General features: G+C 71.6%; 22 protein-coding genes. 15 read left to right on the top strand and 7 right to left on the bottom strand.

What is annotated here, in order from left to right; genetic code table 11:
* Positions 1-159 precede the first annotated feature (159 nt).
* Both HNR19_RS13770 and HNR19_RS13765 read left to right on the top strand, forming a co-directional pair.
* Positions 160-675: a SigE family RNA polymerase sigma factor gene (locus HNR19_RS13770; RefSeq protein ID WP_179668451.1), complete on the top strand. Its 516-nt coding sequence runs from the start codon at positions 160-162 to the stop codon at positions 673-675.
* A complete protein-coding gene (locus tag HNR19_RS13765) occupies positions 675-1,796 on the top strand; it encodes a hypothetical protein (protein ID WP_179668450.1) in 1,122 nt (373 codons plus the stop codon). The genes HNR19_RS13770 and HNR19_RS13765 overlap by 1 nt, the downstream gene beginning before the upstream one ends.
* Before the next feature lie 58 nt (positions 1,797-1,854).
* On the opposite strand, the gene HNR19_RS13760 is transcribed toward HNR19_RS13765, so the two are convergent.
* The 3 genes from HNR19_RS13760 to ccrA form a co-directional block, all read right to left on the bottom strand.
* Positions 1,855-3,003 carry an AI-2E family transporter gene (locus HNR19_RS13760; protein ID WP_179668449.1) on the bottom strand — a complete coding sequence of 383 codons (1,149 nt, stop codon included), beginning with the start codon at positions 3,001-3,003 and terminating at the stop codon, positions 1,855-1,857.
* Entirely contained in the window at positions 3,000-4,202 is a 1,203-nt protein-coding gene (locus tag HNR19_RS13755) for a coiled-coil domain-containing protein (protein WP_179668448.1), read from the bottom strand. Before HNR19_RS13755 ends, HNR19_RS13760 begins: the two co-directional genes overlap by 4 nt.
* 173 nt (positions 4,203-4,375) lie before the next feature.
* The gene (gene ccrA / locus HNR19_RS13750; protein ID WP_343047183.1) at positions 4,376-5,716 is read right to left on the bottom strand and encodes a crotonyl-CoA carboxylase/reductase; all 1,341 of its coding nucleotides are present in this window, start codon (positions 5,714-5,716) and stop codon (positions 4,376-4,378) included.
* 195 nt (positions 5,717-5,911) lie between these two features.
* Between ccrA and HNR19_RS13745 the strand changes: the two genes are divergently transcribed.
* From HNR19_RS13745 to HNR19_RS13735, 3 genes are read left to right on the top strand one after another with little or no spacing between them, the layout of a single operon-like run.
* Positions 5,912-6,625 carry a 5-oxoprolinase subunit PxpA gene (locus HNR19_RS13745; RefSeq protein WP_179670269.1) on the top strand — a complete coding sequence of 238 codons (714 nt, stop codon included), beginning with the start codon at positions 5,912-5,914 and terminating at the stop codon, positions 6,623-6,625.
* Positions 6,622-7,338: a 5-oxoprolinase subunit B family protein gene (locus HNR19_RS13740; RefSeq protein ID WP_179668446.1), complete on the top strand. Its 717-nt coding sequence runs from the start codon at positions 6,622-6,624 to the stop codon at positions 7,336-7,338. Before HNR19_RS13745 ends, HNR19_RS13740 begins: the two co-directional genes overlap by 4 nt.
* On the top strand, positions 7,335-8,189 hold the full coding sequence (locus HNR19_RS13735) for a 5-oxoprolinase subunit C family protein (protein WP_179668445.1): 855 nt from the start codon (positions 7,335-7,337) through the stop codon (positions 8,187-8,189). Before HNR19_RS13740 ends, HNR19_RS13735 begins: the two co-directional genes overlap by 4 nt.
* A 9-nt stretch (positions 8,190-8,198) precedes the next feature.
* Here the strand turns inward: HNR19_RS13735 and mce are convergent, their stop codons facing one another.
* Positions 8,199-8,642, bottom strand: a complete 444-nt coding sequence (gene mce, locus HNR19_RS13730; RefSeq protein ID WP_218910255.1) for a methylmalonyl-CoA epimerase — start codon at positions 8,640-8,642, stop codon at positions 8,199-8,201.
* A gap of 141 nt (positions 8,643-8,783) precedes the next feature.
* Here mce and HNR19_RS13725 point away from each other — a divergent pair, with 141 nt between their 5' ends.
* The 7 genes from HNR19_RS13725 (at position 8,784) to HNR19_RS13695 (ending at position 17,366) form a co-directional block, all read left to right on the top strand.
* Positions 8,784-9,986 (top strand): acetyl-CoA C-acetyltransferase, encoded by a 1,203-nt coding sequence (locus HNR19_RS13725; RefSeq protein ID WP_179668443.1) that lies wholly within the window; start codon positions 8,784-8,786, stop codon positions 9,984-9,986.
* 2 nt (positions 9,987-9,988) lie between these two features.
* Positions 9,989-10,978: a methylmalonyl Co-A mutase-associated GTPase MeaB gene (meaB, locus tag HNR19_RS13720; RefSeq protein WP_218910254.1), complete on the top strand. Its 990-nt coding sequence runs from the start codon at positions 9,989-9,991 to the stop codon at positions 10,976-10,978.
* A 16-nt stretch (positions 10,979-10,994) separates the two neighbouring features.
* Positions 10,995-12,092, top strand: a complete 1,098-nt coding sequence (gene dxr, locus HNR19_RS13715) for a 1-deoxy-D-xylulose-5-phosphate reductoisomerase (RefSeq protein ID WP_179668442.1) — start codon at positions 10,995-10,997, stop codon at positions 12,090-12,092.
* Positions 12,093-12,118: 26 nt separating this feature from the next.
* On the top strand, positions 12,119-13,477 hold the full coding sequence (locus HNR19_RS13710) for a M50 family metallopeptidase (RefSeq protein WP_179668441.1): 1,359 nt from the start codon (positions 12,119-12,121) through the stop codon (positions 13,475-13,477).
* Between the two features lie 31 nt (positions 13,478-13,508).
* Positions 13,509-14,660: a flavodoxin-dependent (E)-4-hydroxy-3-methylbut-2-enyl-diphosphate synthase gene (gene ispG / locus HNR19_RS13705; protein ID WP_179668440.1), complete on the top strand. Its 1,152-nt coding sequence runs from the start codon at positions 13,509-13,511 to the stop codon at positions 14,658-14,660.
* Between the two features lie 37 nt (positions 14,661-14,697).
* A complete protein-coding gene (locus tag HNR19_RS13700; protein ID WP_179668439.1) occupies positions 14,698-15,543 on the top strand; it encodes a GNAT family N-acetyltransferase in 846 nt (281 codons plus the stop codon).
* A gap of 62 nt (positions 15,544-15,605) precedes the next feature.
* Positions 15,606-17,366 (top strand): proline--tRNA ligase, encoded by a 1,761-nt coding sequence (locus HNR19_RS13695; protein ID WP_179668438.1) that lies wholly within the window; start codon positions 15,606-15,608, stop codon positions 17,364-17,366.
* A 3-nt stretch (positions 17,367-17,369) separates the two neighbouring features.
* On the opposite strand, the gene HNR19_RS13690 is transcribed toward HNR19_RS13695, so the two are convergent.
* Positions 17,370-17,981, bottom strand: coding sequence for a TetR/AcrR family transcriptional regulator (locus HNR19_RS13690; protein ID WP_179668437.1), 612 nt, complete (start codon positions 17,979-17,981; stop codon positions 17,370-17,372).
* Positions 17,982-18,035: 54 nt separating this feature from the next.
* On the opposite strand from HNR19_RS13690, the gene HNR19_RS13685 reads away from it, so the two are divergent.
* Positions 18,036-18,911: an alpha/beta fold hydrolase gene (locus HNR19_RS13685; RefSeq protein ID WP_179668436.1), complete on the top strand. Its 876-nt coding sequence runs from the start codon at positions 18,036-18,038 to the stop codon at positions 18,909-18,911.
* A gap of 9 nt (positions 18,912-18,920) precedes the next feature.
* Entirely contained in the window at positions 18,921-19,640 is a 720-nt protein-coding gene (locus HNR19_RS13680) for an HAD family hydrolase (protein WP_179668435.1), read from the top strand.
* A 380-nt stretch (positions 19,641-20,020) separates the two neighbouring features.
* Here the strand turns inward: HNR19_RS13680 and HNR19_RS13675 are convergent, their stop codons facing one another.
* Both HNR19_RS13675 and HNR19_RS13670 read right to left on the bottom strand, forming a co-directional pair.
* On the bottom strand, positions 20,021-20,437 hold the full coding sequence (locus HNR19_RS13675) for a ferritin-like domain-containing protein (RefSeq protein WP_179668434.1): 417 nt from the start codon (positions 20,435-20,437) through the stop codon (positions 20,021-20,023).
* Positions 20,434-20,910: a hypothetical protein gene (locus HNR19_RS13670; protein ID WP_179668433.1), complete on the bottom strand. Its 477-nt coding sequence runs from the start codon at positions 20,908-20,910 to the stop codon at positions 20,434-20,436. The genes HNR19_RS13675 and HNR19_RS13670 overlap by 4 nt, the downstream gene beginning before the upstream one ends.
* Positions 20,911-21,054: 144 nt before the next feature.
* On the opposite strand from HNR19_RS13670, the gene rimP reads away from it, so the two are divergent.
* On the top strand, positions 21,055-21,531 hold the full coding sequence (gene rimP / locus HNR19_RS13665; protein ID WP_179668432.1) for a ribosome maturation factor RimP: 477 nt from the start codon (positions 21,055-21,057) through the stop codon (positions 21,529-21,531).
* The last annotated feature ends 1 nt before the right edge of the window (position 21,532 follow it).

Below are 21,532 nucleotides of genomic sequence, written 5' to 3'. Positions count from 1 at the left end.
AGTCGGCAGAAGTTCACGCGTGGGGGACGCCGAGTCGGCAGAAGTTCACGGCTGAGGGACGCCGAGCCGGCGCGTGATCACCGGCCGACTCGGCAGAAAGTCACGCCGGCGACGCAACATTTCCGCGTCCGCTGACGTGAGTCGTGCGTGGATGTGGGGGTGACCGAGCGCAGCGGCGGCGAGACGGCCGCCGAGCCCGGCTTCGACGCGTGGGTCGAGGCGCGAGTGGCGGCGCTGCTGCGGTTCGGCTACCTGGTCACCGGGTCGCAGCAGGCGGCCGAGGACGCGGTGCAGTCGGCGCTGGTGCGGGCGTGCGAGAAGTGGTCGCGGGTACGACGGACCACCGATCCGGACGCCTATGTGCGCCGGATGGTCGTCAACGCACACGTCTCGGCCTGGCGGAAGTCCGGCCGGCGCGAGTCGCCGGTCGCGCTGGTGCAGGACCGGACGGCCGGCGACCCGGCCGAGGCGGTCGCTCGTGACGACGCGGTCTGGCGGATGTGCGCGGCGCTGCCGCCGCAGCAGCGGGCCGCCGTGGTGCTGCGGTTCTACGAGGACCTCGAGTACGGCGAGATCGCCGCCATCCTCGGGGTTGCCGAGCCGACCGTGCGCTCCCACGTCCACCGGGCGCTCGCGGCACTGCGCCGCGAGCTCGAGGCGGAAGAGGAGGCGTGATGCACGACCAGGAGCTGGAGCAGGTCCTGCGCGCCGGGCTCGCCGCCCGCGCCGAGGAAGCGGACACCACGGCGCCCGTGGTCGATCGCGCCCGGGCCGACGTGGGCCGGCGGCGCCGTACGCGATGGTCGATGGTGGGTGCTGCGGCGGCGGTGACGGTGATCGCCGGGGGCGCGTCGGTGGTCGCCGTTACCGGCAACGAGCCGCCCGACTTCGTGCCGCTGGAGGTCGATCGCACGCCAGGCACGGCCGACCGCGAGTGGCGCACGGAGTACTGGGCAGACGTTGCGGTCGACGTGCCTGCCGACTGGGGCTACGGGGGAGCGCCGAGCAGCGGCAGGGGTCGCGTCGCCTGCTACCCGACACCGATGGTCACCGCAGATGGAGAGCACCTGGAACGGCTACGGTCCAAGCCCGAGGTGTCCGGTTACGTCGGACGGCCGATCACCATGACCGACTCCTGCGCGGGCTACGTTGCCGGTGCTCCGTTCGAGGCGAACGGGCCGTTCGTGTGGCTCGGCGCCGCAGTACCGCCCGGAGTGATAGAGCGCGACGGATTCGTCCAGGAGACGGTCGAGGTCAACGGCACCACTCTGACCGTCGGCACCACGGATGACGCCCTTCGCGAGCGGATCCTGTCCACGGCCCGCGGCGGCGAGATCTGCGCCGCGTACCTTGACCGCATCCCTCGCGCCGACTATGCCATGACGGATGAGGGTCGCGGCGACCTGCTGCACGCCGAGGTGTGTGCGTATCACCGCAGCGACGACGGGGACTACAGGCTCTCCTACGCCCGCACGCTCAACGCGGCAGTTGCTGAGGAGACCTATGCCGCTGCGGAGGCAGCCCCGAGGGCGACGGTCGACTGCGACGACGACCCGTTCGAGTTCGTCGTCGTACAGGCGACGTACGACGACCCGTTCGGCTCCGAGGTTCTGCAGCGCACGGCCATCTACACCATGGGATGTGGTGGAAGTGTCGACGTCGGAGATCGCTGGTCGACGCACACGATGACTCCGCAGTCGGCCGCGCCGTGGGCGACTCACGGCATCCCTGCGACCGTCTATGGCCCGAGCAGCGCTCCCTGGGTCTACGACTACTTCATCGGGCCCCAGGGATAGGCCGGAGGTTTCGAGGCTCCTCGCTGCGCTCGTCGCACCTCAACCACCGGCCTGACGACTACTTCAGGTCCTGACGACGTACGACGACCTCGCGGATGACCAGCAGGATGGCCGCTGCGGTGGGGATTGCCAGCAACGCGCCCACCACGCCGAGCAGGCCGGCACCGACGAGCGCGGCGATCACGATCACCGCACCAGGAAGGTCGACCGAGCGCGACATCACCCGCGGGTAGATCACGTAGTTCTCGACCTGTTGGTAGATCGCGAAGAAGATCACGCACGCGATGCCGCTCTTGATGTCGGTGGCGAACGCGATCGCCGAGACCACGATCGCACCCAGCGTGGCGCCGATCATCGGGATGATGTCGAGCAGCGCGACCACGAAGGCGAGCGCGACGGCGTACTCCCGGACCTCGGTGAACCACAGGAAGATCAGCGACGAGATGCCCGCGCACAGCGCGACGATGAACGCCCCGGACACATAGCCACCGATGTTGTGGATGACCTTGTCGCCGAGCTTGGCGACGCGCTCGCGCCGGGAGGCGGGCGCGAGCTGGTAGATCGCGTGCGTCGTGGTGTTGAGCGACGCGAGGAAGTAGAGCGTCAGCACAATGATGATGAACGCGTTGAAGACCGCCGAGAGGATCTTCAGGCCGAAGCCGAGCACGCCACCGAAGAGCGTGGAGACGAAGTCGCCGTTGGCGACGTAGTCCTTCGCCTTGTCGATGACGTCGTACTCCTCGTTGAGCTCCTGGATCTGCTTGTTCTTCTGGAGCTCGTCGAGCCAGATCGGCGCGTTGTCGGTGAGCGCGCGCACCTGGTCGGTGATGACCGGGACGATCGCCACGATGAACAGTGCGATCGCGCCGGCCGCGATGACGATGACGGCCGTGGTGGCGAGGGAGCGGCGCAGCCCGCGGCGCTCGAGAAACTCGACCGACGGGTTGAGGCCCGCCGCGAGGAAGAACGCGACGACGACCAGCATCAGCGTGGAGCCGATGCTCGCGACGGCCTGGAACAGCCAGAACGCGATCAGCGCCCCGAGCGCGCCGAAGAAGCCCCAGTAGAACGGGCCGCGGTGGAGCGGCTCGCCGGGCTCGCCGTACGGCGAGGGCTCGACGATCGCGGCGCCTCCGTTGCCGTCAGTCGCGTCCGGGTCGCCGGTGCCGGACTCCTCGTCCGGCACCGAGCGACCGAGGAACCTCAACTCTCGTCCTCGCCGAAGCCCGAGACGAGGTCGGCCAGCGAGGACAGCTGCGCGGTGATCGCGGCCCGGCGCTTGGTGAGCCGGTCGAGCTCGGCGCGCGTCGCCTGGAGCTTGCGCTCGGCCTCGGCGTCACCGGCGCTGGTGATCGCCTCGGCCTGGGTCCGGGCCGACGCCACGATCTGCTCCGCCTCGCGGCGGGCCCGCGTGAGCAGGGCCTCGCTCTCGGACTGCGCGGCGTTGCGGCTCTCCGTAGCCCGCTTGTTGGCCTCGGCGGCCCGCTGCTCGGCGGCGGCAGCGCGCTCCTCGGCCTCCTGCACCAGGCGGGTGGTCTCGGCGACGGCGGTGTTGTGGTGATCGGTGGCCTCGCGGGCCAGCCGCTCCTTCTCGACCGCGAGCATCCGGCGGGCCTCCATGACCTCGCGGTCGGCGGCGGCGCGGGCCTGCTCGACCTCGCGCTGCACGCCGCTGCGCAGCTCGCTGGCCTCCTGCTGTGCGGCGAGCCGCAGCTGCTCGGACTCGCGCCGCGCGGAGGCGAGCAGGTCCTCGGCCTCGGTCTTCGCGAGGGCCCGCTCCTGCTCGGCGTCGGCGAGCAGGCGGGTGCGGTTCTCCTCCAGCTCCCGCAGCTGTACGGCGCGCATGTCGTCGGCCTCGCGGGAGGCCTCGGCGCGGATCGCCTTGGCGTCGCGCGTGGCCTGGTCGCGGATCTCGGCAGCATCGCGCTCGGCGATCGCCCGGATCTCCTCGGCCTCCTCCTCGGCCAGCCGCAGCATCGCGCTGGCGCGGCCGCCCAAGCCGGCGTACGTCGGCGCCTCGGCCTCCGTCATCTCGCTGCGGAGCTTCTCCAGCTCCTGCTCGAGGTCGATGACCCGCTGCTCGGACTCGGTCAGGCTCGCCCCCAGAGCCGCCTTGTCGCTGCTGAGCTGCCGGATCTGCGCGTCGACCGCCGCCCGGTCGTAGCCGCCCCGCTTGACCACCGGCAGAGAGCCGGGGGCGGGCGCCGCCGGACGCTGCGCGGGCGCACCGGTCGCGCCGCTCGGCGCTGCCGGGCGCGCGGCCGGCGCCTGCGTCGGCGGCGTGCTCGACTGCACGGCCGGGATCACCTGGGTGCGTTCCGCGTCTGGGGCCGGCTTGGGCGCCTTCGGCTTGGCCTCACCGTTGTTCGGCTCGTCGTCGAAGATGGACAGACCCTGGTCGCTCATGCGCAGGCTCCCTGTGGTGCTCGGCGGTTGGGGGACTGGGACATCATCCCCGATCCGTCTCGCCGATCCCAGCCGGGTCAGGCAAACCTTGGTTACATCTCAGGGACCGAAAACGCCGTCGGCCCGGCCCCACGCGGGGACCGGGCCGAGGTGAGCGTCGTACCTGTGCGGGCTCAGATTCCTCGGAAGAGGTTGATCTTGTCGAGGTGCTGCTCGCGGAGCTCGTTGTTGAGGACGCCCTGGCCCTCCTGAGGCGCGAGGCAGAGCACGCCGACCTTGCCCTGGTGCTTGTTGTGGTGCACGTCGAGGGCGGCCTGGCCGGTGTCCTCGAGGCGGTAGGTCCGCGACAGGGTGGGGTGGATCTTGCCCTGCGCGATGAGGCGGTTGGCCTCCCACGACTCGCGGTAGTTGGCGAAGTGGGAGGAGATGATCCGCTTGAGGTTCATCCACAGGTAGCGGTTGTCGTACTCGTGCATGTAGCCCGTGGTCGAGGCGCACGTAGTGATGGTGCCGCCCTTGCGGGTGACGAACACCGAGGCGCCGAAGGTCTCGCGACCGGGGTGCTCGAAGACGATGTCGATGTCCTCGCCGCCGGTGAGCTCGCGGATGGCCTTGCCCAGGCGCAGCCACTCCTTCGGGTTCTGCTCGGTGCCGTCCTCGTTCCAGAACTTGAAGTCCATCTCCGAGCGGTTGATGACCTTGTCGGCGCCCATGTTGCGCACGATCTGGGCCTTCTCCTCGTTGGAGACCACGCAGATCGGGTTGGCGCCGCCGTTGAGGGCGTACTGCGTGGCGAAGCCGCCGAGCCCGCCGGAGGCGCCCCAGATCAGCACGTTGTCGCCCTGCTTCATGTTGCCGCCGTTGGCGGAGACGAGCTGGCGGTAGGCGGTGCAGTTGACCAGGCCGGGGGAGGCGGCCTCCTCCCAGGTGAGGTGCTCGGGCTTGGGCATCAGCTGGTTGGCCTTGACCATCGCGACGTCGGCGAGACCGCCGAAGTTGGTCTCGAATCCCCAGATCCGCTGCGAGGAGTCGAGCATCGTGTCGTTGTGGCCGTCGGGCGACTCGAGCTCGACGGACAGGCAGTGCGCGACCACGCGGTCGCCCGGCTTCCACTTGGTCACGCCCGGGCCGACGGCCAGCACGACGCCGGACAGGTCGGAGCCGACGATGTGGTACGGCAGGTCGTGGCGCTTGGCGAGGTCGGACTCGCGGCCGTAGCGCTCGAGGAAGCCGAAGGTCGACACGGGCTCGAAGATCGAGGTCCACACCGTGTTGTAGTTGATCGCCGAGGCCATCACCGCGACGAACGCCTCGCCGGGACCGAGCTCGGGCAGCGGCACCTCGTCGACGTGCAGCGACTTGCGGGGGTCCTTCTCCTTCGAGGGCATGCCCTCGAACATGTCGACCTCGTCCTTGTGGACCGTCACGGCCCGGTAGGACTCCGGAAGGTCGAGGTTGGCGAAGTCCTCCGCGGAGGTGCCTTCCGCCTGGATGGCATCGAGAATGTGCTGCACGGTCGTTGTCTCCCTTGGGTCTGAGCGATGGGGTGGCAATACGGCCGTCCGGAACATTACTCACCAGTAATGGGCTGGTGTCAGGTTCGTGACAGGCGTCTCATCGCGGAGCCAGGGCGTCGACGTGGGCTCAGCGACGCAGGCATGCGCCACGATAGAGCGGTGACCTCTGCCTCCGCCGCCCCGGTCCGTGGGATGGTCGACCTCAACGCCGACGTCGGCGAGTCCTTCGGGCGCTGGACGCTCGGCGACGACGCCGCGCTGATGCCGCACCTGACCAGTGCCAACGTCGCGTGCGGCTTCCACGCCGGCGACCCGATCACCCTGCGCCGCACCTGCGAGCTCGCGGTCGGCTACGGCGTCGTGATCGGCGCGCAGGTCGGTTATCGGGACCTCGCCGGGTTCGGGCGAAGGTTCATCGACGTGCCCGCCGACGAGCTGACCGCCGACGTCCTCTACCAGCTCGGCGCGCTCGACGGGCTGGCGCGCGCGGTCGGGGGAGCCATCGGCTACCTCAAGCCCCACGGCGCGCTCTTCCACGCGGTCACCACGCACGAGGAGCAGGCGCGCGCGGTCGTCACCGCGGTCGTCGAGCACGGCGGGCTGCCGGTGCTCGGGCTGCCGGGCTCGCTGTTCCTCACGCTCGCGGAGGAGGCGGGACTGCCCGTCGTGCCCGAGGGGTACGCCGACCGCGGCTACCGCCCCGACGGCTCGCTCGTGCCGCGGTCGGAGGCGGGCGCCGTACTGACCGATCCGGAGGAGGTCGCTGCCCAGGCGGTGCGGCTGGCCGAGGCGGGCACGGTGCGCTCGCTGTGCGTCCACGGCGACTCGCCGGGAGCGCCGCGCCTGGCCGCCGCCGTGCGGGCGGCCCTTGCCGAGGCCGACGTCGCGGTTGCGCCGTTCGCATGACCGTTCTTTCGTACGGCGACCGCGCCCTTTTGGTCGAGCTCGGCTCGACGGAGGCCGTGATCGAGCTCGCAGCCTTGGTGTCCGGCGAGGCGGAGGTGGCGGGGTTGGTCGAGGACGTCGTGCCTGGTGCGAGGACGCTGCTTCTCGTAGCGGGGGCCGGTGTCTCGGTGGATCGTTTGCGTGCGGCGTTGTCGGAGCTCGGCGAGGCTCCCTCCCGGCTTGGCGTCTCCGCCGCGCGACGGCGCTCTTCGGCTGGACGCCGCGCGGGCTGGGGCGCCGGCGCGTCGTCGGCGAATCGCCGGGAGGTGGCCCCGTCGAGCCCCGCCGCCGGCGGCCGCGAGGTGGTCGTGCCGGTTGCCTATGACGGTGCTGATCTCGATGTGGTGGCGCGGTTGACCGGGCTCAGTGTCGAGGAAGTGGTCGCGGCGCACACGGGGACGTCGTGGCGGGTGGCGTTCGGCGGGTTCGCACCGGGGTTCGCCTATCTGGTGGGTGGTGACCCGCGGCTGCAGGTGCCCCGGCGGGACACGCCGCGGACCGCGGTGCCGGCGGGGAGCGTGGGGCTGGCGGGGGAGTTCAGCGGGGTCTACCCGCGGGAGTCGCCGGGCGGGTGGCAGCTGATCGGGCGGACCGACGAGGTGATGTGGGACGTCGACCGGGAGCCGCCGGCGCTGCTGGCGCCCGGTGCGACCGTGAGGTTCGTCGAGGCATGAGCGAGCTGATCGTCCGCCGGGCAGGGCTCGTCCTGGTGCAGGACGCCGGGAGACCGGGGCAGGCCGCCATCGGCGTGGGGCGGTCCGGCGCGGCGGACCGGGCGTCGTACGACCTGGGCAACCGGCTCGTCGGCAATGCACCCGGGGCCGCGGCGCTCGAGGTGGTGATGGGCGGCCTCGAGGTGGAGGCGACGGCGACGGTCTGGGTGTGCGTGACCGGGGCGCCCGCGCCCCTCGATGTCCACGGGCGGGGGGAGCCGCCGGGCGTCGTGCTCGCGCTGCGCGCGGGCCAGCGGCTCAGGCTGGGGGTCCCCGCGACCGGCCTCCGCTCCTACCTGGCCGTCCGCGGCGGTATCAACACCCCTCCGGTGCTCGGCTCGCGCTCGCGCGACACGCTCGCCGGGCTCGGGTGCGCGCCGCTGTCGGAGAACGTGACGCTGCCGGTCGGGTCCGCGGTGGAGACGGACATCTCCGTCGAGGGCTTCCCGACGCCCGCGCCCGCCGGTGACCCGGTGCTCCGCGTCGTGCGTGGACCGCGAGACGACTGGGTCATCGACCCGGACCGTCTCGTCACGACGACGTGGACGGTGTCGCAGGACTCCGACCGGGTCGGCGTCCGCCTCTCCGGCGGAGGGCTCGAGCACGCCGAGCCGGGGCGGCAGCTGCCGAGCGAGGGCGCCGTCAGGGGTGCGATCCAGGTGCCGCCGTCGGGAGAGCCCGTGGTGTTCGGGCCCGACCACCCGGTGACCGGCGGCTACCCGGTGGTCGGCGTCGTGGTCGACGAAGACACCGACCGCCTCGCCCAGCTCAGGCCGGGGGAGACGGTCGGGTTCAGGTGGGTCCGGGGGTGATGCGGTCGGTCAGTGCGCCTCGCCCGACGGCTCGACGAGCTCGACGAGCACGCCGCCCGCGTCCTTGGGGTGGATGAAGTTGACCCGGCTGTTCGACGTGCCGCGCTTCGGCTCCTCGTAGAGCAGGCGCAGGCCGCGCTCGCGCAGGGTCGCGGAGACCGCGTCGATGTCGGCGACTCGGTAGGCCAGCTGCTGCAGGCCGGGGCCGCTGCGGTCGAGGAACTTGCCGATCGTCGAGTCGGGGGAGAGCGGTGCGAGCAGCTGGATGCAGGTGTCGGTGTCGCCTACCCGGACCATGGCCTCGCGGACGCCCTGCTCCTCGTTCGTCTCCTCGTGCGCCACCGTCATCCCGTAGGTGTCGGTGTAGAACGCGATCGCCTCGTCGAGGTCGGGCACGGCGATGCCCACGTGGTCGATGGCGGTGAAAAGGTGCTGCACGTCGCTCAGGCTCATGCGGCCCATTGTGCCGATGGTTTGCCGTGACGGGCTGTGACGAGCGACTCACCGGATCGGGCGTGGACGCCCCTGCCCCTGCTGGCTACCCGCGAGTATCGTCACGAGAGTTCACCCACTCTCTTCACGGAGGCACCTGGAATGTCCCAGTCCGAGAACCCCAGCGTCATCGTCGCCGGCGCCCGTACGCCGATCGGCCGCCTCCTGGGCGGCCTGAAGTCCCTGTCGGCGGCGGACCTGGGCGGCATCGCCATCAAGGGTGCGCTCGAGAAGGCCGGTGTGTCGGGCGACCAGGTCGACTACGTGATCATGGGCCAGGTCATCCAGGCCGGTGCCGGCCAGAACCCCGCGCGGATTGCGGGCCACAAGGGCGGCATCCCGATGAGCGTCCCCTCGATCACGATCAACAAGGTGTGCCTCTCCGGCCTCAACGCGATCGCGACGGCCGACCAGATGATCCGCGCGGGCGAGGTCGACGTCGTCGTCGCCGGCGGCATGGAGTCGATGACCAACGCCCCGCACTTCCTCCCGAAGTCGCGTGAGGGCTTCAAGTACGGCGACGTGAGCCTCGTCGACTCGATGGCCTACGACGCTCTCTTCGACCAGTTCACCCAGCAGGCGATGGGCCTCCTCACCGAGGAGTGCAACGCCGCCGCGCAGAACCTGACCCGCGAGGAGCAGGACGAGTTCTCCGCCCAGTCGCACCAGAAGGCGGCCGTGGCCTGGAAGAACGGCGTCTTCGACGAGGAGGTCGTGCCCGTCGAGATCCCGCAGCGCAAGGGCGACCCGGTCGTCGTCAAGGAGGACGAGGGCGTCCGCGGCGACACCACCGCCGAGTCGCTCGGCAAGCTGCGCGCGGCGTTCTCCAAGGAGGGCACCATCACCGCCGGCTCCTCCTCTCAGATCTCCGACGGCGCCTGCGCCGTCGTCGTCATGAGCAAGGCCAAGGCCGAGGAGCTCGGCCTCGACTACCTCTGCGAGATCGGCGCCCACGGCATGGTGGCCGGCCCCGACTCCACGCTGCAGCTCCAGCCCGCCGCGGCCACCGCCGCCGCGTGCGAGAAGGAGGGCATCGCCGCCTCCGACCTCGACCTGGTCGAGTTCAACGAGGCGTTCGCCGCGGTCGGCATCTCCTCGGCCCGCGAGCTCGGTCTCGACAACGCCAAGGTCAACGTCAACGGCGGCGCCATCGCGCTGGGCCACCCGGTCGGCATGTCCGGCGCCCGCGTGGTCCTGCACCTCGCCCTCGAGCTCAAGCGCCGCGGCGGCGGCGTCGGCGCGGCCGCCCTGTGCGGCGGCGGCGGCCAGGGCGACGCGCTGATCGTGCGCGTGCCGCAGGCCTGAGATTGGCTGAGCACAACGTAGGGGGCGGCCGCCGCGGGATCACCGCGGCGGCCGTTCCTGACTTGGTGGCGAAGGCGCGGGAGGGCGACGCCCGGTCGGTCGGCCGGCTGGTCTCGCTCGTCGAGGACGAGTCGCCGCTGCTGCGCGAGGTGATGCGCGCGCTGGCGCCGTACGCCGGGAACGCGCGGATCGTCGGGCTGACCGGCTCGCCGGGCGTGGGCAAGTCGACCTCGACCAATGCGCTGGTCGGGGCCCTGCGCAAGCGCGGGCAGCGGGTGGCCGTGCTCGCGGTCGACCCGTCGTCGCCGTTCTCCGGCGGCGCGCTGCTCGGCGACCGGATCCGGATGTCCGACCACCTGCTCGACAGCGGGGTCTTCATCCGGTCGATGGCCGCCCGGGGCCATCTCGGCGGGCTCGCCTGGACCACCCCCCAGGCGCTGCGCGTGCTCGACGCCTCCGGCTTCGACGTCATCGTCGTGGAGACCGTCGGCGTCGGCCAGAGCGAGGTCGAGATCGCCGGCCTCGCCGACTCCACGATCGTACTGCTCGCACCCGGGATGGGCGACGGCATCCAGGCCGCCAAGGCCGGCATCCTCGAGATCGGCGATCTCTACGTCGTCAACAAGGCCGACCGCGACGGCGCCGACAAGGTGCGCCGCGACCTGCGCTCGATGCTCGGTCTCGCCGAGCGGCCCGAAGGCGCGTGGAAGCCGCCCGTCCTCAAGACCACCGCCCAGACGGGTGAGGGCGTCGACGAGGTCGCCGACGCCCTCGACGAGCACCACGCCTGGCTGGTCGAGTCCGGCGACCTCCAGCGGCGCCGGGTGCGCAGGGCCCGCGACGAGATCGAGGCGATCGCCCTCACCTCGCTGCGCAAGCGGTGGGGCTCGGTCGGCTCCGGCGACCGCCTCGACGAGCTCGCCGCCGCGGTCGTCTCCGGCGACACCGACCCCTACGCCGCCGCCGACGAATTGCTCCCGGAAGAGCGCTGACTGGGAGGATGAGGGCGTGAGAGACGTCGTCATCCTCGGCTCGACCGGGTCGATCGGCACCCAGGCCCTCGACCTGGTGCGCGCCAACCCCGACCGCTTCCGCGTGGTCGGGCTGACCGCCGGTGGCGGCAACCCGGCGCTCTTCGAGCAGCAGGTGGCCGAATTCGCGCCCGCGTTCTACGGACTGGGCGAGGACGCCAGCATCGAGGCCGCGCAGCGGCCGGCCGACGTCGTGCTCAACGGCATCACCGGCGCCGTCGGCCTGCGGCCCACCCTGGCCGCGCTCGACGCCGGCACCATGCTCGCGCTCGCCAACAAGGAGTCGCTCATCATCGGCGGCCCCCTGGTGAAGGAGCGCGCCAAGCCCGGCCAGATCGTCCCCGTCGACTCCGAGCACAGTGCCATCGCCCAGAGCCTCCGCGGCGGGAGCCCGGCAGAGGTACGCCGCCTGGTGCTGACCGCGAGCGGCGGGCCGTTCCGCGGGCGCACCCGCGACGACCTCGCGCAGGTCACGCCGGAGCAGGCGCTCGCACACCCCAACTTCGCGATGGGCCGCGTGATCACCACCAACTCGGCGACGCTCGTCAACAAGGGCCTCGAGGTGATCGAGGCGCACCTGCTCTTCGACATCCCGTTCGAGCGCATCGACGTCGTCGTCCACCCGCAGCAGATGATCCACTCGATGGTCGAGTTCATCGACGGCGCGGTCGTCGCGCAGATCGGGCTGCCGACGATGCTGGTCCCGATCGCGATGGGGATGGCGTGGCCCGAGCGCGTCCCGAACGCCGAGGCGCCTGTCGACTGGACGCGGGCGTCCGACTGGCGGTTCGAGCCCGTCGACGACGCCGCGTTTCCCGCGATCGCGCTCGCCCGCGAGGCAGGCGCGCGCGGGCTCACCGCGCCCGCGGTCTACAACGCGGCCAACGAGGTCTGCGTCGACGCCTTCCACGAGGGCCGGCTGCCGTTCCCGGGCATCGTCGACGTGATCGCCGACGTCGTGACGCGTCACGACGTACCCTCGACACAGAGCCTCACCCTCGACGACGTCCTCGCGGCCGACGCCTGGGCGCGTGAGGCCGCTGCCACCCGCATCGCGGCCATCGCCGCGAGCTGACCTGAACGACCGAGGATCGCCGCTTCATGGATGCCCTGCTCTACGCCGCCGGCTTCGTGCTCTTCATCGTCGGCATCCTGGTGTCGATCGGGCTGCACGAGCTCGGCCACATGATCCCCGCCAAGAGGTTCGGCGGGAAGGTCACGCAGTACTTCATCGGCTTCGGACCCACCGTGTGGTCCAAGCAGGTCGGCGAGACCGAGTACGGGCTCAAGGCGTTCCCCCTCGGCGGCTACGTGAAGATCGTCGGGATGCTCCCGCCCGACGCGGAGCACCTCGCCGACGAGATCACCTACGACGCCGACGGCAACCAGGTGACGCGGGTCCGCAAGTCCAACACCGGCATGTTCACCCAGCTCATCTCCGACGCACGGGCGGCGGAGTGGGAGCTGGTCGGCCCGGAGGACTCCGGCCGCCTCTTCTACAAGATGCCGCCCTGGAAGAAGGTCGTCGTGATGGCCGGCGGCCCGTCGGTCAACATCCTCATCGCGTTCTTCATCTTCGCCGGCGTCTTCGCGACCTACGGCAATGGCGGCGACCCGAAGATCGAGCCGGTGATCAGCCAGGTCCACGCCTGCGTCGTGCCTGCCGACGAGAACAACCGTGTCTGCACCGACGAGGAGATCCGCACCGACCCGACGCCGGCCTACGCGGCCGGCCTGCGCACGGGCGACGAGATCGTCGAGTTCAACGGCACCGCGATCACCGGCTGGGAGCAGCTCCAGGACCTGATCCGCGCCAACGGCGACCAGCGCGCCGAGATCGTCGTCGAGCGCGACGGCGAGCGGATGACGTTCGACACCCGCACCACCGTCACCCCGAGGTTCCTCACCGAGGACGCGGAGGAGGCCGAGCCGGTCGGCTTCCTGGGCGTCTCACCCACCCAGAGCCCGACCACCGGCGGCCCGCTCTACACGATCGGCCAGATGGGCCACATGACCGTCGACGTCGCCGAGGCGCTGGTCACCCTGCCGGTCAAGGTCTTCGACGTCGGCCAGGCGATCCTCGGCCTCGAGGAGCGCGACCCCGAGGGGCCGATCAGCATCGTCGGCGGCGGCCGGCTCGCCGGCGAGACCGCGGCCCACGACGAGATCGCCAACCAGGACAAGGCCGTCGGCTTCCTGCTGATGCTCGCCGGCTTCAACTTCTTCATCGGGATGTTCAACTTCATCCCGCTGCTGCCGCTCGACGGGGGCCACATCGCGAGCGCCCTGTGGGAGGCCGTACGCCGCGGCTTCGCGCGGCTGCGCGGGCGTCCCGATCCCGGCTACGTCGACGCCGCCAAGCTGCTGCCGATCGCGTACGTCGTCGCCTCCGTGATGCTCGTCATGGGCCTGGTCCTGATCGTCGGCGACCTCGTCGTCCCCGTCCACCTGGAATCGTGAGCGACGGCCTCCCGCAAGTACCCTTGAGGGCATGACCGCGATCTCCCTCGGCATGCCTGCCGCGCCCGCACCGGTGCTGGCTCCTCGCCGCAAGACCCGGCAGATCCAGGTCGGCAAGGTCGGCGTCGGCAGCGACCACCCGATCTCGGTCCAGTCGATGACCACGACGCTGACGGCCGACGTCAACACGACGCTCCAGCAGATCGCCGAGCTGACCGCCGCAGGCTGCGACATCGTCCGCGTCGCGTGCCCCTCGGCCGACGACGCCGAGGCGCTCCCCGAGATCGCCCGGCACAGCCAGATCCCGGTCATCGCCGACATCCATTTCCAGCCGAAGTACGTCTTCGCCGCCATCGAGGCGGGCTGCGCCGCCGTCCGGGTCAACCCCGGCAACATCAAGAAGTTCGACGACCAGGTCAAGGAGATCGCCCGGGCCGCCAAGGACCACGGCACCTCCATCCGCATCGGCGTCAACGCCGGGTCGCTCGACAAGCGGCTGCTCGAGAAGTACGGCAAGGCCACTCCGGAGGCGCTCGTCGAGAGCGCGGTCTGGGAGGCCAGCCTCTTCGAGGAGCACGACTTCCACGACTTCAAGATCTCGGTCAAGCACAACGACCCGGTCGTGATGGTGCGCGCCTACGAGCTGCTCGCCGAGCAGGGCGACTGGCCGCTGCACCTCGGCGTGACCGAGGCCGGCCCGGCGTTCCAGGGCACGATCAAGTCCGCGACCGCGTTCGGCGCGCTGCTGAGCAAGGGCATCGGCGACACCATCCGGGTGTCCCTGAGCTCCCCGCCGGTCGAGGAGGTCAAGGTCGGCATCCAGATCCTCCAGTCGCTCAACCTCCGGCCCCGCAAGCTGGAGATCGTCTCCTGCCCGAGCTGTGGCCGCGCCCAGGTCGACGTCTACACGCTCGCCGAGCGGGTCACCGCCGGCCTCGACGGACTCGAGGTGCCGCTGCGCGTGGCCGTCATGGGCTGCGTCGTCAACGGCCCCGGCGAGGCGCGCGAGGCTGATCTTGGCGTCGCCTCCGGCAACGGCAAGGGCCAGATCTTCGTCATGGGCGAGGTCATCAAGACCGTCCCCGAGGCCGAGATCGTGGAGACCCTCATCGAGGAGGCGATGAAGATCGCCGAGACGATGGAGCCGGTCGAGGGCGCCGAGCCCGCCGTCACCGTCTCGTAGTCCGCGACGCCTTCCGGGGGTGCCATAGGCTCACCCCGTGCTGACCACCCGCCACGGCGTGCGCGTGCTCGGGGCCAACGACCTCGACGCGTTCCTGGCGCTCGCGGGCGCCGACCCGGTGGTCAACGTGTTCGCGATCCATCGCGCGCGGACCACCAACCTCGAGCCGCGGTGGCTGGGCGGGGAGATGTGGGGCCGCTTCGACGGCGGCCACCTCACGGCCGCCTGCCACGTCGCGGCCAACCTGGTGCCCGTCGAGGCGGGGGTCGACGACGCGCTGGTGTTCGCGGAGCGCGCGGTCTCGCGGCGCCGTACCGTCTCCACCATCGTGGGCCCTCAGGACGCGGTGCGACCGTTCTGGGAGCGGGTGTCCGGCGACTGGGGTCGGCCGCGCGACGTCCGCTGGGACCAGCGGCACCTGGTCATCGACCACGCCCCGCACGTCGCACCCGACCCGCAGGTCCGCTGCAGCGTCCGCGACGACCTCGACACGCTCTACCCGGCGTGCGTCGCGATGTACACCGAGGAGGTCGGTGTCTCGCCCGAGGTGGGCGGCGGCCGCGACCTCTACCGGGCGCGGGTCGCCCAGCTGATCAGCCGCTCGTGGTCGTTCGTGCGCTACGACGGCGACGAGCTCGTCTTCAAGGCCGAGGTCGCCTGCGCGACGCCCGACGCCGCGCAGATCCAGGGCGTGTGGGTGCCGCCGCACCGCCGCAACCAGGGCATCGCGACCGCCGGGATGGCGGCCGTCGTCAAGCAGGTCCGCGACCGGATCGCGCCGACGGTGTCGCTGTACGTCAACGACTGGAACGCCGCCGCCCGCCACTCCTACGAGAGCGTCGGCTTCGTCGAGACCGCCCGGTTCGCGACCGTCATGTTCTGACCGGCCGGCCGAGGAGGCGAACCCGCTGTGGCCGCGCGCCCCGCGCCGCCTAACCTGTGCGCATGATCTCCCGGATGTCGACCCTGTTCGTGCGCACCCTGCGGGACGACCCGGCGGACGCCGAGGTGCCGAGCCACCGGCTGCTCGTGCGCGCGGGCTACATCCGGCGCGCCGCCCCCGGCATCTACACCTGGCTGCCGCTGGGCCTGCGGGTGCTGCGCCGGATCGAGGACATCATCCGCACGGAGATGGACGCGATCGGAGCCCAGGAGCTCTCGTTCCCCGCGCTCCTTCCCAAGGAGCCCTACGAGGCGACCAACCGCTGGACCGAGTACGGCGACAACATCTTCCGGCTCAAGGACCGCAAGGACGCGGAGTACCTCCTCGGTCCGACCCACGAGGAGATGTTCACCCTCGTGGTCAAGGACCTCTACAGCTCCTACAAGGACCTGCCGCTCTCGATCTACCAGATCCAGACGAAGTACCGCGACGAGGCGCGGCCGCGCGCCGGGCTGCTGCGCGGTCGCGAGTTCACGATGAAGGACTCCTACTCCTTCGACGTCGACGACGCGGGGCTGGACAAGAGCTACCAGGCGCACCGCGACGCCTACATCCGGATCTTCGACCGCCTCGGTTTCGAGTACGCCATCGTCAAGGCGACGGCCGGCGCGATGGGCGGATCGAAGTCCGAGGAGTTCCTCGCCAAGGCCGACGTCGGGGAGGACACCTACGTCCGCTGCTCGAAGTGCGACTACGCCGCCAACGTCGAGGCCGTGGAGGTGCCCGTCCCGCCACCCGTGCCGTACGACAACGCCCCCGCTGCTCACGCGGAGGCCACGCCGGGCACGCCGACGATCGAGACGCTCGTCGACTACCTCAACGAGAAGCTGCCCCGGGACGACCGGCCCTGGACCGGCGCCGACACCCTGAAGAACGTGCTCCTGGTCCTCAAGCACCCCGACGGCACCCGGGAGCCGGTCGCGATCGGCCTCCCCGGCGACCGCGAGGTCGACCAGAAGCGGCTCGAGGGCCAGCTCGAGCCGATCGAGGTCGAGGCGATGGACGAGGCCGAGCTCAACAAGCACCTCGCCCTGGTCAAGGGCTACATCGGGCCGGCCGGCATCGCCAACGCCGGCATCCGCTACCTCGTGGACCCGCGGGTCTCCGAGGGCACCCGATGGGTGAGCGGCGCCGACGTCGCCGGATCGCACGTCCTCGACCTCGTGGCCGGCCGCGACTTCACGCCCGACGGCACCATCGAGGCGGCCGAGGTGCGCGACGGCGACCCCTGCCCGCGGTGCGACGAGGGCGTGCTCGAGTCCGCCCGCGGCATCGAGATGGGCCACATCTTCCAGCTCGGCCGCAAGTACGCCGACGCCCTCGACCTGAGGGTGCTCGACGAGAACGGCAAGCTCGTCACCGTGACCATGGGCTCCTACGGCATCGGGCCGTCCCGCGCGGTCGCCGCGATCGCCGAGGGCACCCTCGACGACCTCGGGCTGTGCTGGCCCCGCGACGTCGCGCCGTACGACGTGCACGTCGTGGCCGCCGGCAAGGACCCGGCGGTGTTCGAGGCTGCCGAGACGCTGACGACCGAGCTGTCGGCGCGGGGCATCGACGTCCTCTACGACGACCGGGCCGGCAAGATCAGCCCCGGCGTGAAGTTCAAGGACGCCGAGCTGATCGGCGTGCCGACGATCGTGACGGTCGGCCGCGGGGTGGCCGACGGCGTCATCGAGGTCAAGGACCGGCGCACGGGGGAGAAGTCGGAGGTGCCGCTCGCGGACGCCGCGGCAAGCCTGGCGGACCTGGTCCGCGGCTGACGACTACCCGGGGGTGTCGCCGACCAGGCCGGTGATCACCGCGACCAGGGCGGCGCGCGCCTCCTCCGTCGCGACCGCGCGGTCCTCGGCGGTCGCGCAGTAGAGCGCCGCCTCGTCGAGCGCGCCGGCGAGCACGTGGGCCAGCGGCCGGACCGGCTGCTCGGGCAGGAGACCGCCGTCGATGGCGGCCGTGAGGCCCAGCTCGATGACTCCCAGCCCGTAGCGGAGCCCGATCTCCCGCCACCGGGCCCAGCCCAGGGCCGCCGGTGCGTCCAGGAGTGCGATCCGCTGGACGGCGGGGTCGGCACAGGCCTCGAGCCAGGCGTCCACGCTCGCCCGCATGGTGGCGAGGAGGTCGTCCGGGCCAACCGCGGCGATCTGCGCGCCGATCCGTTCCGCGATCTCGGCCTCGACCTGCTCGAAGACGGCCGCGAACAGTTCCTCCTTGCCCGAGAACTGGTGGTACAGCGCGCCTCGGGTGACGCCCGCGACCCGGGCGATCTGGTCGGTCGACACGGCGGCGTATCCCTGCTCGGCGAAGAGCGGGCGAGCGGCCTCGACGAGGGCGGCGCGGGTGGCGGCCGAGCGCTCGGCCTGGGTGCGCTTGCTTTTCATACAACCTGTCCGTAAGTTACGTACAACCTGTTCGTAACGGTAGTGGAGGCAGCGATGAACCCACCAGCGACCCGCCGCAGCATCGACCTCCCGGCAGGCACCATCCACTACCGGGAGCACGGGCCCGCGGACGGCCCGGTCGTCGTCTTCGTCCATGGGTTCCTGGTCGACGACACCCTCTGGTCCGACGTGCCCGAGCGGCTGGCCGCCCGGGGATTCCGCGCACTGGCCCCGACCTGGCCCTTGGCGTCGCACACCACCGCGATGCGCGAGGGCGCCGACCTCTCCCCGCGCGGGATCGCCCGGATCGTTCTCTCGTTCCTCGACGCGCTCGACCTCCGCGACGTGACGCTCGTCGGCAACGATACGGGCGGCGCAGTCTGCCAGTTCCTCCTCGACGAGGACGCCACGCGCGTCGGCCGCCTGGTCCTCACCAACTGCGACGCCTACGACCAGTTCCCGCCGTTCCCGTTCGGGCTCCTGTTCCGCGCCGTCCGCCGTCCCGGGCTCGGGCGGCTCCTCCTCCAGGCCACACGGGTGGGCCGCCTCCGCGTGGGACTGCTCGGCTTCGGCGGGCTGGTCGAGCGACGGCTCACGGCCGCCGAGACGGATCCGTGGGTACGCCCCTACCTGGACGACGCCGCCATTCGGCGCGACGTCGCCTCGTTCGCACGCGGCTGGGCACGATCGGACCTCGTCGACGTGGCGACCAGGCTCCCGGCGTTCGACCGGCCCGTCCTGCTGTGCTGGGCGCCCGCCGACCGGTTCTTCAAGATCGGACTGGGGCGTCGTCTCGCGGCGGACCTCCCGGACGCGCGGCTCGTCGAGGTCCCCGGCGCGCGCACGTTCGTCGCGCTCGACCAGCCGGCGCGCGTGGCCGACGAGATCGCCGCGTTCGCCGGTGCCACCGTTGAGGGTGGCCTCTCGTAGAGTCCGCGCATGACCAGCGCGCACCAGATCGAGGCCGTCATCTTCGACTGGGGCGGCACCCTGACCCGCTGGCACGACGTCGACTTCCACGCGGAGTCGCTGGCGCTGGCGGCCGCGGTCGTCGCGACGCCGAGCAGCGAGGACGACCGCCACCTCCACGCGCGCCGGCTGCACGAGGCCGGCAGCGTCATCTGGGGCCGCAGCCGCGACCACCAGCAGAGCGCGACGATCGCCGACCTGTTCGTCGAGGCCGGCCTCGAGCACGACCCCGAGCTGCTGACCGCCTACTACGAGTTCTGGGTGCCGCACACCGAGACCGACCCCGAGGTGCGTCCCCTGTGGGAGCACCTTCGGTCCGAGGGCATCAAGGTCGGCGTCCTCTCCAACACGATCTGGCCCCGCGAGTGGCACCGCGGGTTCTTCGAGCGGGACGGCGTGCTCGACCTCCTCGACGGCGACGTCTACACGAGCGAGGTCCAGTGGACGAAGCCCGCCCCGGAGGCGTTCCGCGCGGCGATGGACGCGGTCGAGGTGAACGACCCGGCGCGCTGCGTCTACGTCGGTGACCGGCTCTTCGACGACGTCTGGGGCGCCCAGAACGCGGGCCTGCGAGCGATCCACATCCCGCACAGCGCGATCCCGACCGAGCAGGTCGGCCACACCGAGGGCGTGCCCGACGCGGTCGCCCACCGGCTCGCGGACATCCCGGGGATCATCGCCGCCTGGTGACGGTCCCGGTCGTCTAGTCCACTTTGACCATTGCGCTCGGCGGCGGCGCGGGTCGATGATGCTGCAGTTCCCGGTCCTGCTCCCCGGGCTCACTGCTCTCTCGGACGCCCTCTCGCGATTGCGACGCCCGGTCGTGCGTTGCAGGTTCCTGCACTGCACGTTTCTGAGGTACGCCTTGGGATGACCCCACGGCGGCCTGTGTTGCATGATCATGCACAAGCGATCGGCGAGCCCCACACTCTCCGAACGCGGCAGACCGTTGTCCCCGGTCGCCAGTGGTCCGCGATCCCGAATTTCGGGGGACGTCTCGGGAGTCCCCCGGCGTTCGAGATCGCGGGCCGCTGCCAATTACGGGCTTTGCGACGCGTGAGGCGTCGGGATCAGAGCCCCGGGAGCGACGCCGGCTTCCCGCCGAACGCCAGCTGCCGCACGGCGGAGTCGAGGAGCGCCTCGACGCCCCACTCCCGCAGGTCGCTTCTCGTGCTCGCCACCAGATAGGCGTACGTCGATGCCGCCGCCCGCTCGATCCGCAGCGCGCGGTCGGCGATCGCCGTGGGTGTCGACAGGTCCGCCGGCAGCTCGTAGCCCGGCTCGGCCGCCCGCGGCTCGGCACCGGCCTGCTCGACGAGGCCGATCAGCGCGTCGCGGCGCTCCTGGTGCACCAGGTAGGCGGCGGTGACGTCGGAGAACAGCGTCGGCGTCGCCGACTGCGAGGTCTGCGCGCCGAGAGCGCCGTAGACCCACACCGCCGCGTGCTCGGCGGCCAGGGTGCGCTGGAGGGCCTCGGTGGCGGTCATGCGCCCGCCACCGCCCGCTGCTGCGCGACGCCGGCGGCCATCGCGGCGAAGACCTGGGCGAGCGCCCCGCTCTGGGCCTCGACCGCGGCCGCGACGAGTCGTCGTTGCAGCCGCTCCTCGGCGCGCAGCAACGCCGCCCGTGCCGACGCCTCGTCGCCAGGAGCGGAGCCGTCCGCCTCGGTGTCCGCGTCGAGCCGGTCGAGGTGGGTGCGGTGCAGGTCCGCGAACGCGCGGGCGACCCCGCGCAGGCCGCGGTGCCTGCGGGCCGTGGCGCTCGCCGCTCCCAGCGCCGTACCGATCTCGCCGACGACCCGTTCGACCAGGTCGCTGTCGGCCCCGACGGCGGGCGCGGTCGGCTCTGCCGACGCCCCGGACCCGGCGTCCTGGCTGCCGCACCCTGTGGCCAGGGCGACGGCTGCGCCGACCCCTCCGAGGAGCAGGCCGCGGCGGGCGACGGGGGAGCGGCTGAGCACGGGCAGACCCTACCCGCGAGGTTGCGGGACCGAGCGCCCGGAGCCGCTATCGTGGACGGTCAGGCACCGGTCGGTCCGCGACTGCTCGCGGACCAGCGGGTGCCCACAATTGGACCCACAACAGGACAGGGAGAGATCTCACTGATGAGCGCCAGCCAAGCCGCGACCGCGGAACGCATCGAGGCCGAGCTCACCGGCCCGCTCGGGGCGTTGGGCCTGGACGTGGAGGCCGTCGAGATCACCCCTGCCGGGAAGCGCCGCGTGCTGCGGATCGCCGTCGACAAGGACGGTGGCGTCACGCTCGACGACGTCGCCGCGGCCACCCGGACGGTCAACGAGGTCCTCGACGACTCCGACGTGATGGGCGAGCAGCCCTACACCCTCGAGGTCACGTCGCGCGGTGTCGACCGGCCGCTGACGCTGCCGCGCCACTGGCGCCGCAACGAGTCCCGCCTGGTCAAGGTGTCGCTCCACGAGGGCGGCGACCTGACCGGCCGGATCACGTCGTCCGACGACGACGCCGTCACCCTCGAGGTCGACGGCACGCAGCGCGAGCTGGCCTATGCCGACGTCAAGAAGGCGCTCGTGCAGATCGAGTTCAACCGCAAGAGCGAGGACTGAC

This window comes from Nocardioides thalensis, from assembly GCF_013410655.1.
GTDB classification, from domain to species: Bacteria; Actinomycetota; Actinomycetes; order Propionibacteriales; family Nocardioidaceae; genus Nocardioides; species Nocardioides thalensis.
Note: the sequence above shows the minus strand (reverse complement) of the source record. Positions and strands in the feature narration are given on the sequence as shown.

Coding starts and splice junctions, on each gene's coding strand:
- mce (WP_218910255.1), bottom strand. CDS start 8,642: ATGAGCCTGAGCGACGTGCAGCACCTTTTCACCGCCATCGACCACGTG.
- HNR19_RS13685 (WP_179668436.1), top strand. CDS start 18,036: ATGAACCCACCAGCGACCCGCCGCAGCATCGACCTCCCGGCAGGCACC.
- HNR19_RS13755 (WP_179668448.1), bottom strand. CDS start 4,202: ATGAGCGACCAGGGTCTGTCCATCTTCGACGACGAGCCGAACAACGGT.
- HNR19_RS13690 (WP_179668437.1), bottom strand. CDS start 17,981: ATGAAAAGCAAGCGCACCCAGGCCGAGCGCTCGGCCGCCACCCGCGCC.
- HNR19_RS13675 (WP_179668434.1), bottom strand. CDS start 20,437: ATGACCGCCACCGAGGCCCTCCAGCGCACCCTGGCCGCCGAGCACGCG.
- HNR19_RS13765 (WP_179668450.1), top strand. CDS start 675: ATGCACGACCAGGAGCTGGAGCAGGTCCTGCGCGCCGGGCTCGCCGCC.
- HNR19_RS13740 (WP_179668446.1), top strand. CDS start 6,622: ATGACCGTTCTTTCGTACGGCGACCGCGCCCTTTTGGTCGAGCTCGGC.
- HNR19_RS13745 (WP_179670269.1), top strand. CDS start 5,912: ATGGTCGACCTCAACGCCGACGTCGGCGAGTCCTTCGGGCGCTGGACG.
- HNR19_RS13725 (WP_179668443.1), top strand. CDS start 8,784: ATGTCCCAGTCCGAGAACCCCAGCGTCATCGTCGCCGGCGCCCGTACG.
- HNR19_RS13680 (WP_179668435.1), top strand. CDS start 18,921: ATGACCAGCGCGCACCAGATCGAGGCCGTCATCTTCGACTGGGGCGGC.
- ispG (WP_179668440.1), top strand. CDS start 13,509: ATGACCGCGATCTCCCTCGGCATGCCTGCCGCGCCCGCACCGGTGCTG.
- HNR19_RS13710 (WP_179668441.1), top strand. CDS start 12,119: ATGGATGCCCTGCTCTACGCCGCCGGCTTCGTGCTCTTCATCGTCGGC.
- HNR19_RS13735 (WP_179668445.1), top strand. CDS start 7,335: ATGAGCGAGCTGATCGTCCGCCGGGCAGGGCTCGTCCTGGTGCAGGAC.
- HNR19_RS13695 (WP_179668438.1), top strand. CDS start 15,606: ATGATCTCCCGGATGTCGACCCTGTTCGTGCGCACCCTGCGGGACGAC.
- rimP (WP_179668432.1), top strand. CDS start 21,055: ATGAGCGCCAGCCAAGCCGCGACCGCGGAACGCATCGAGGCCGAGCTC.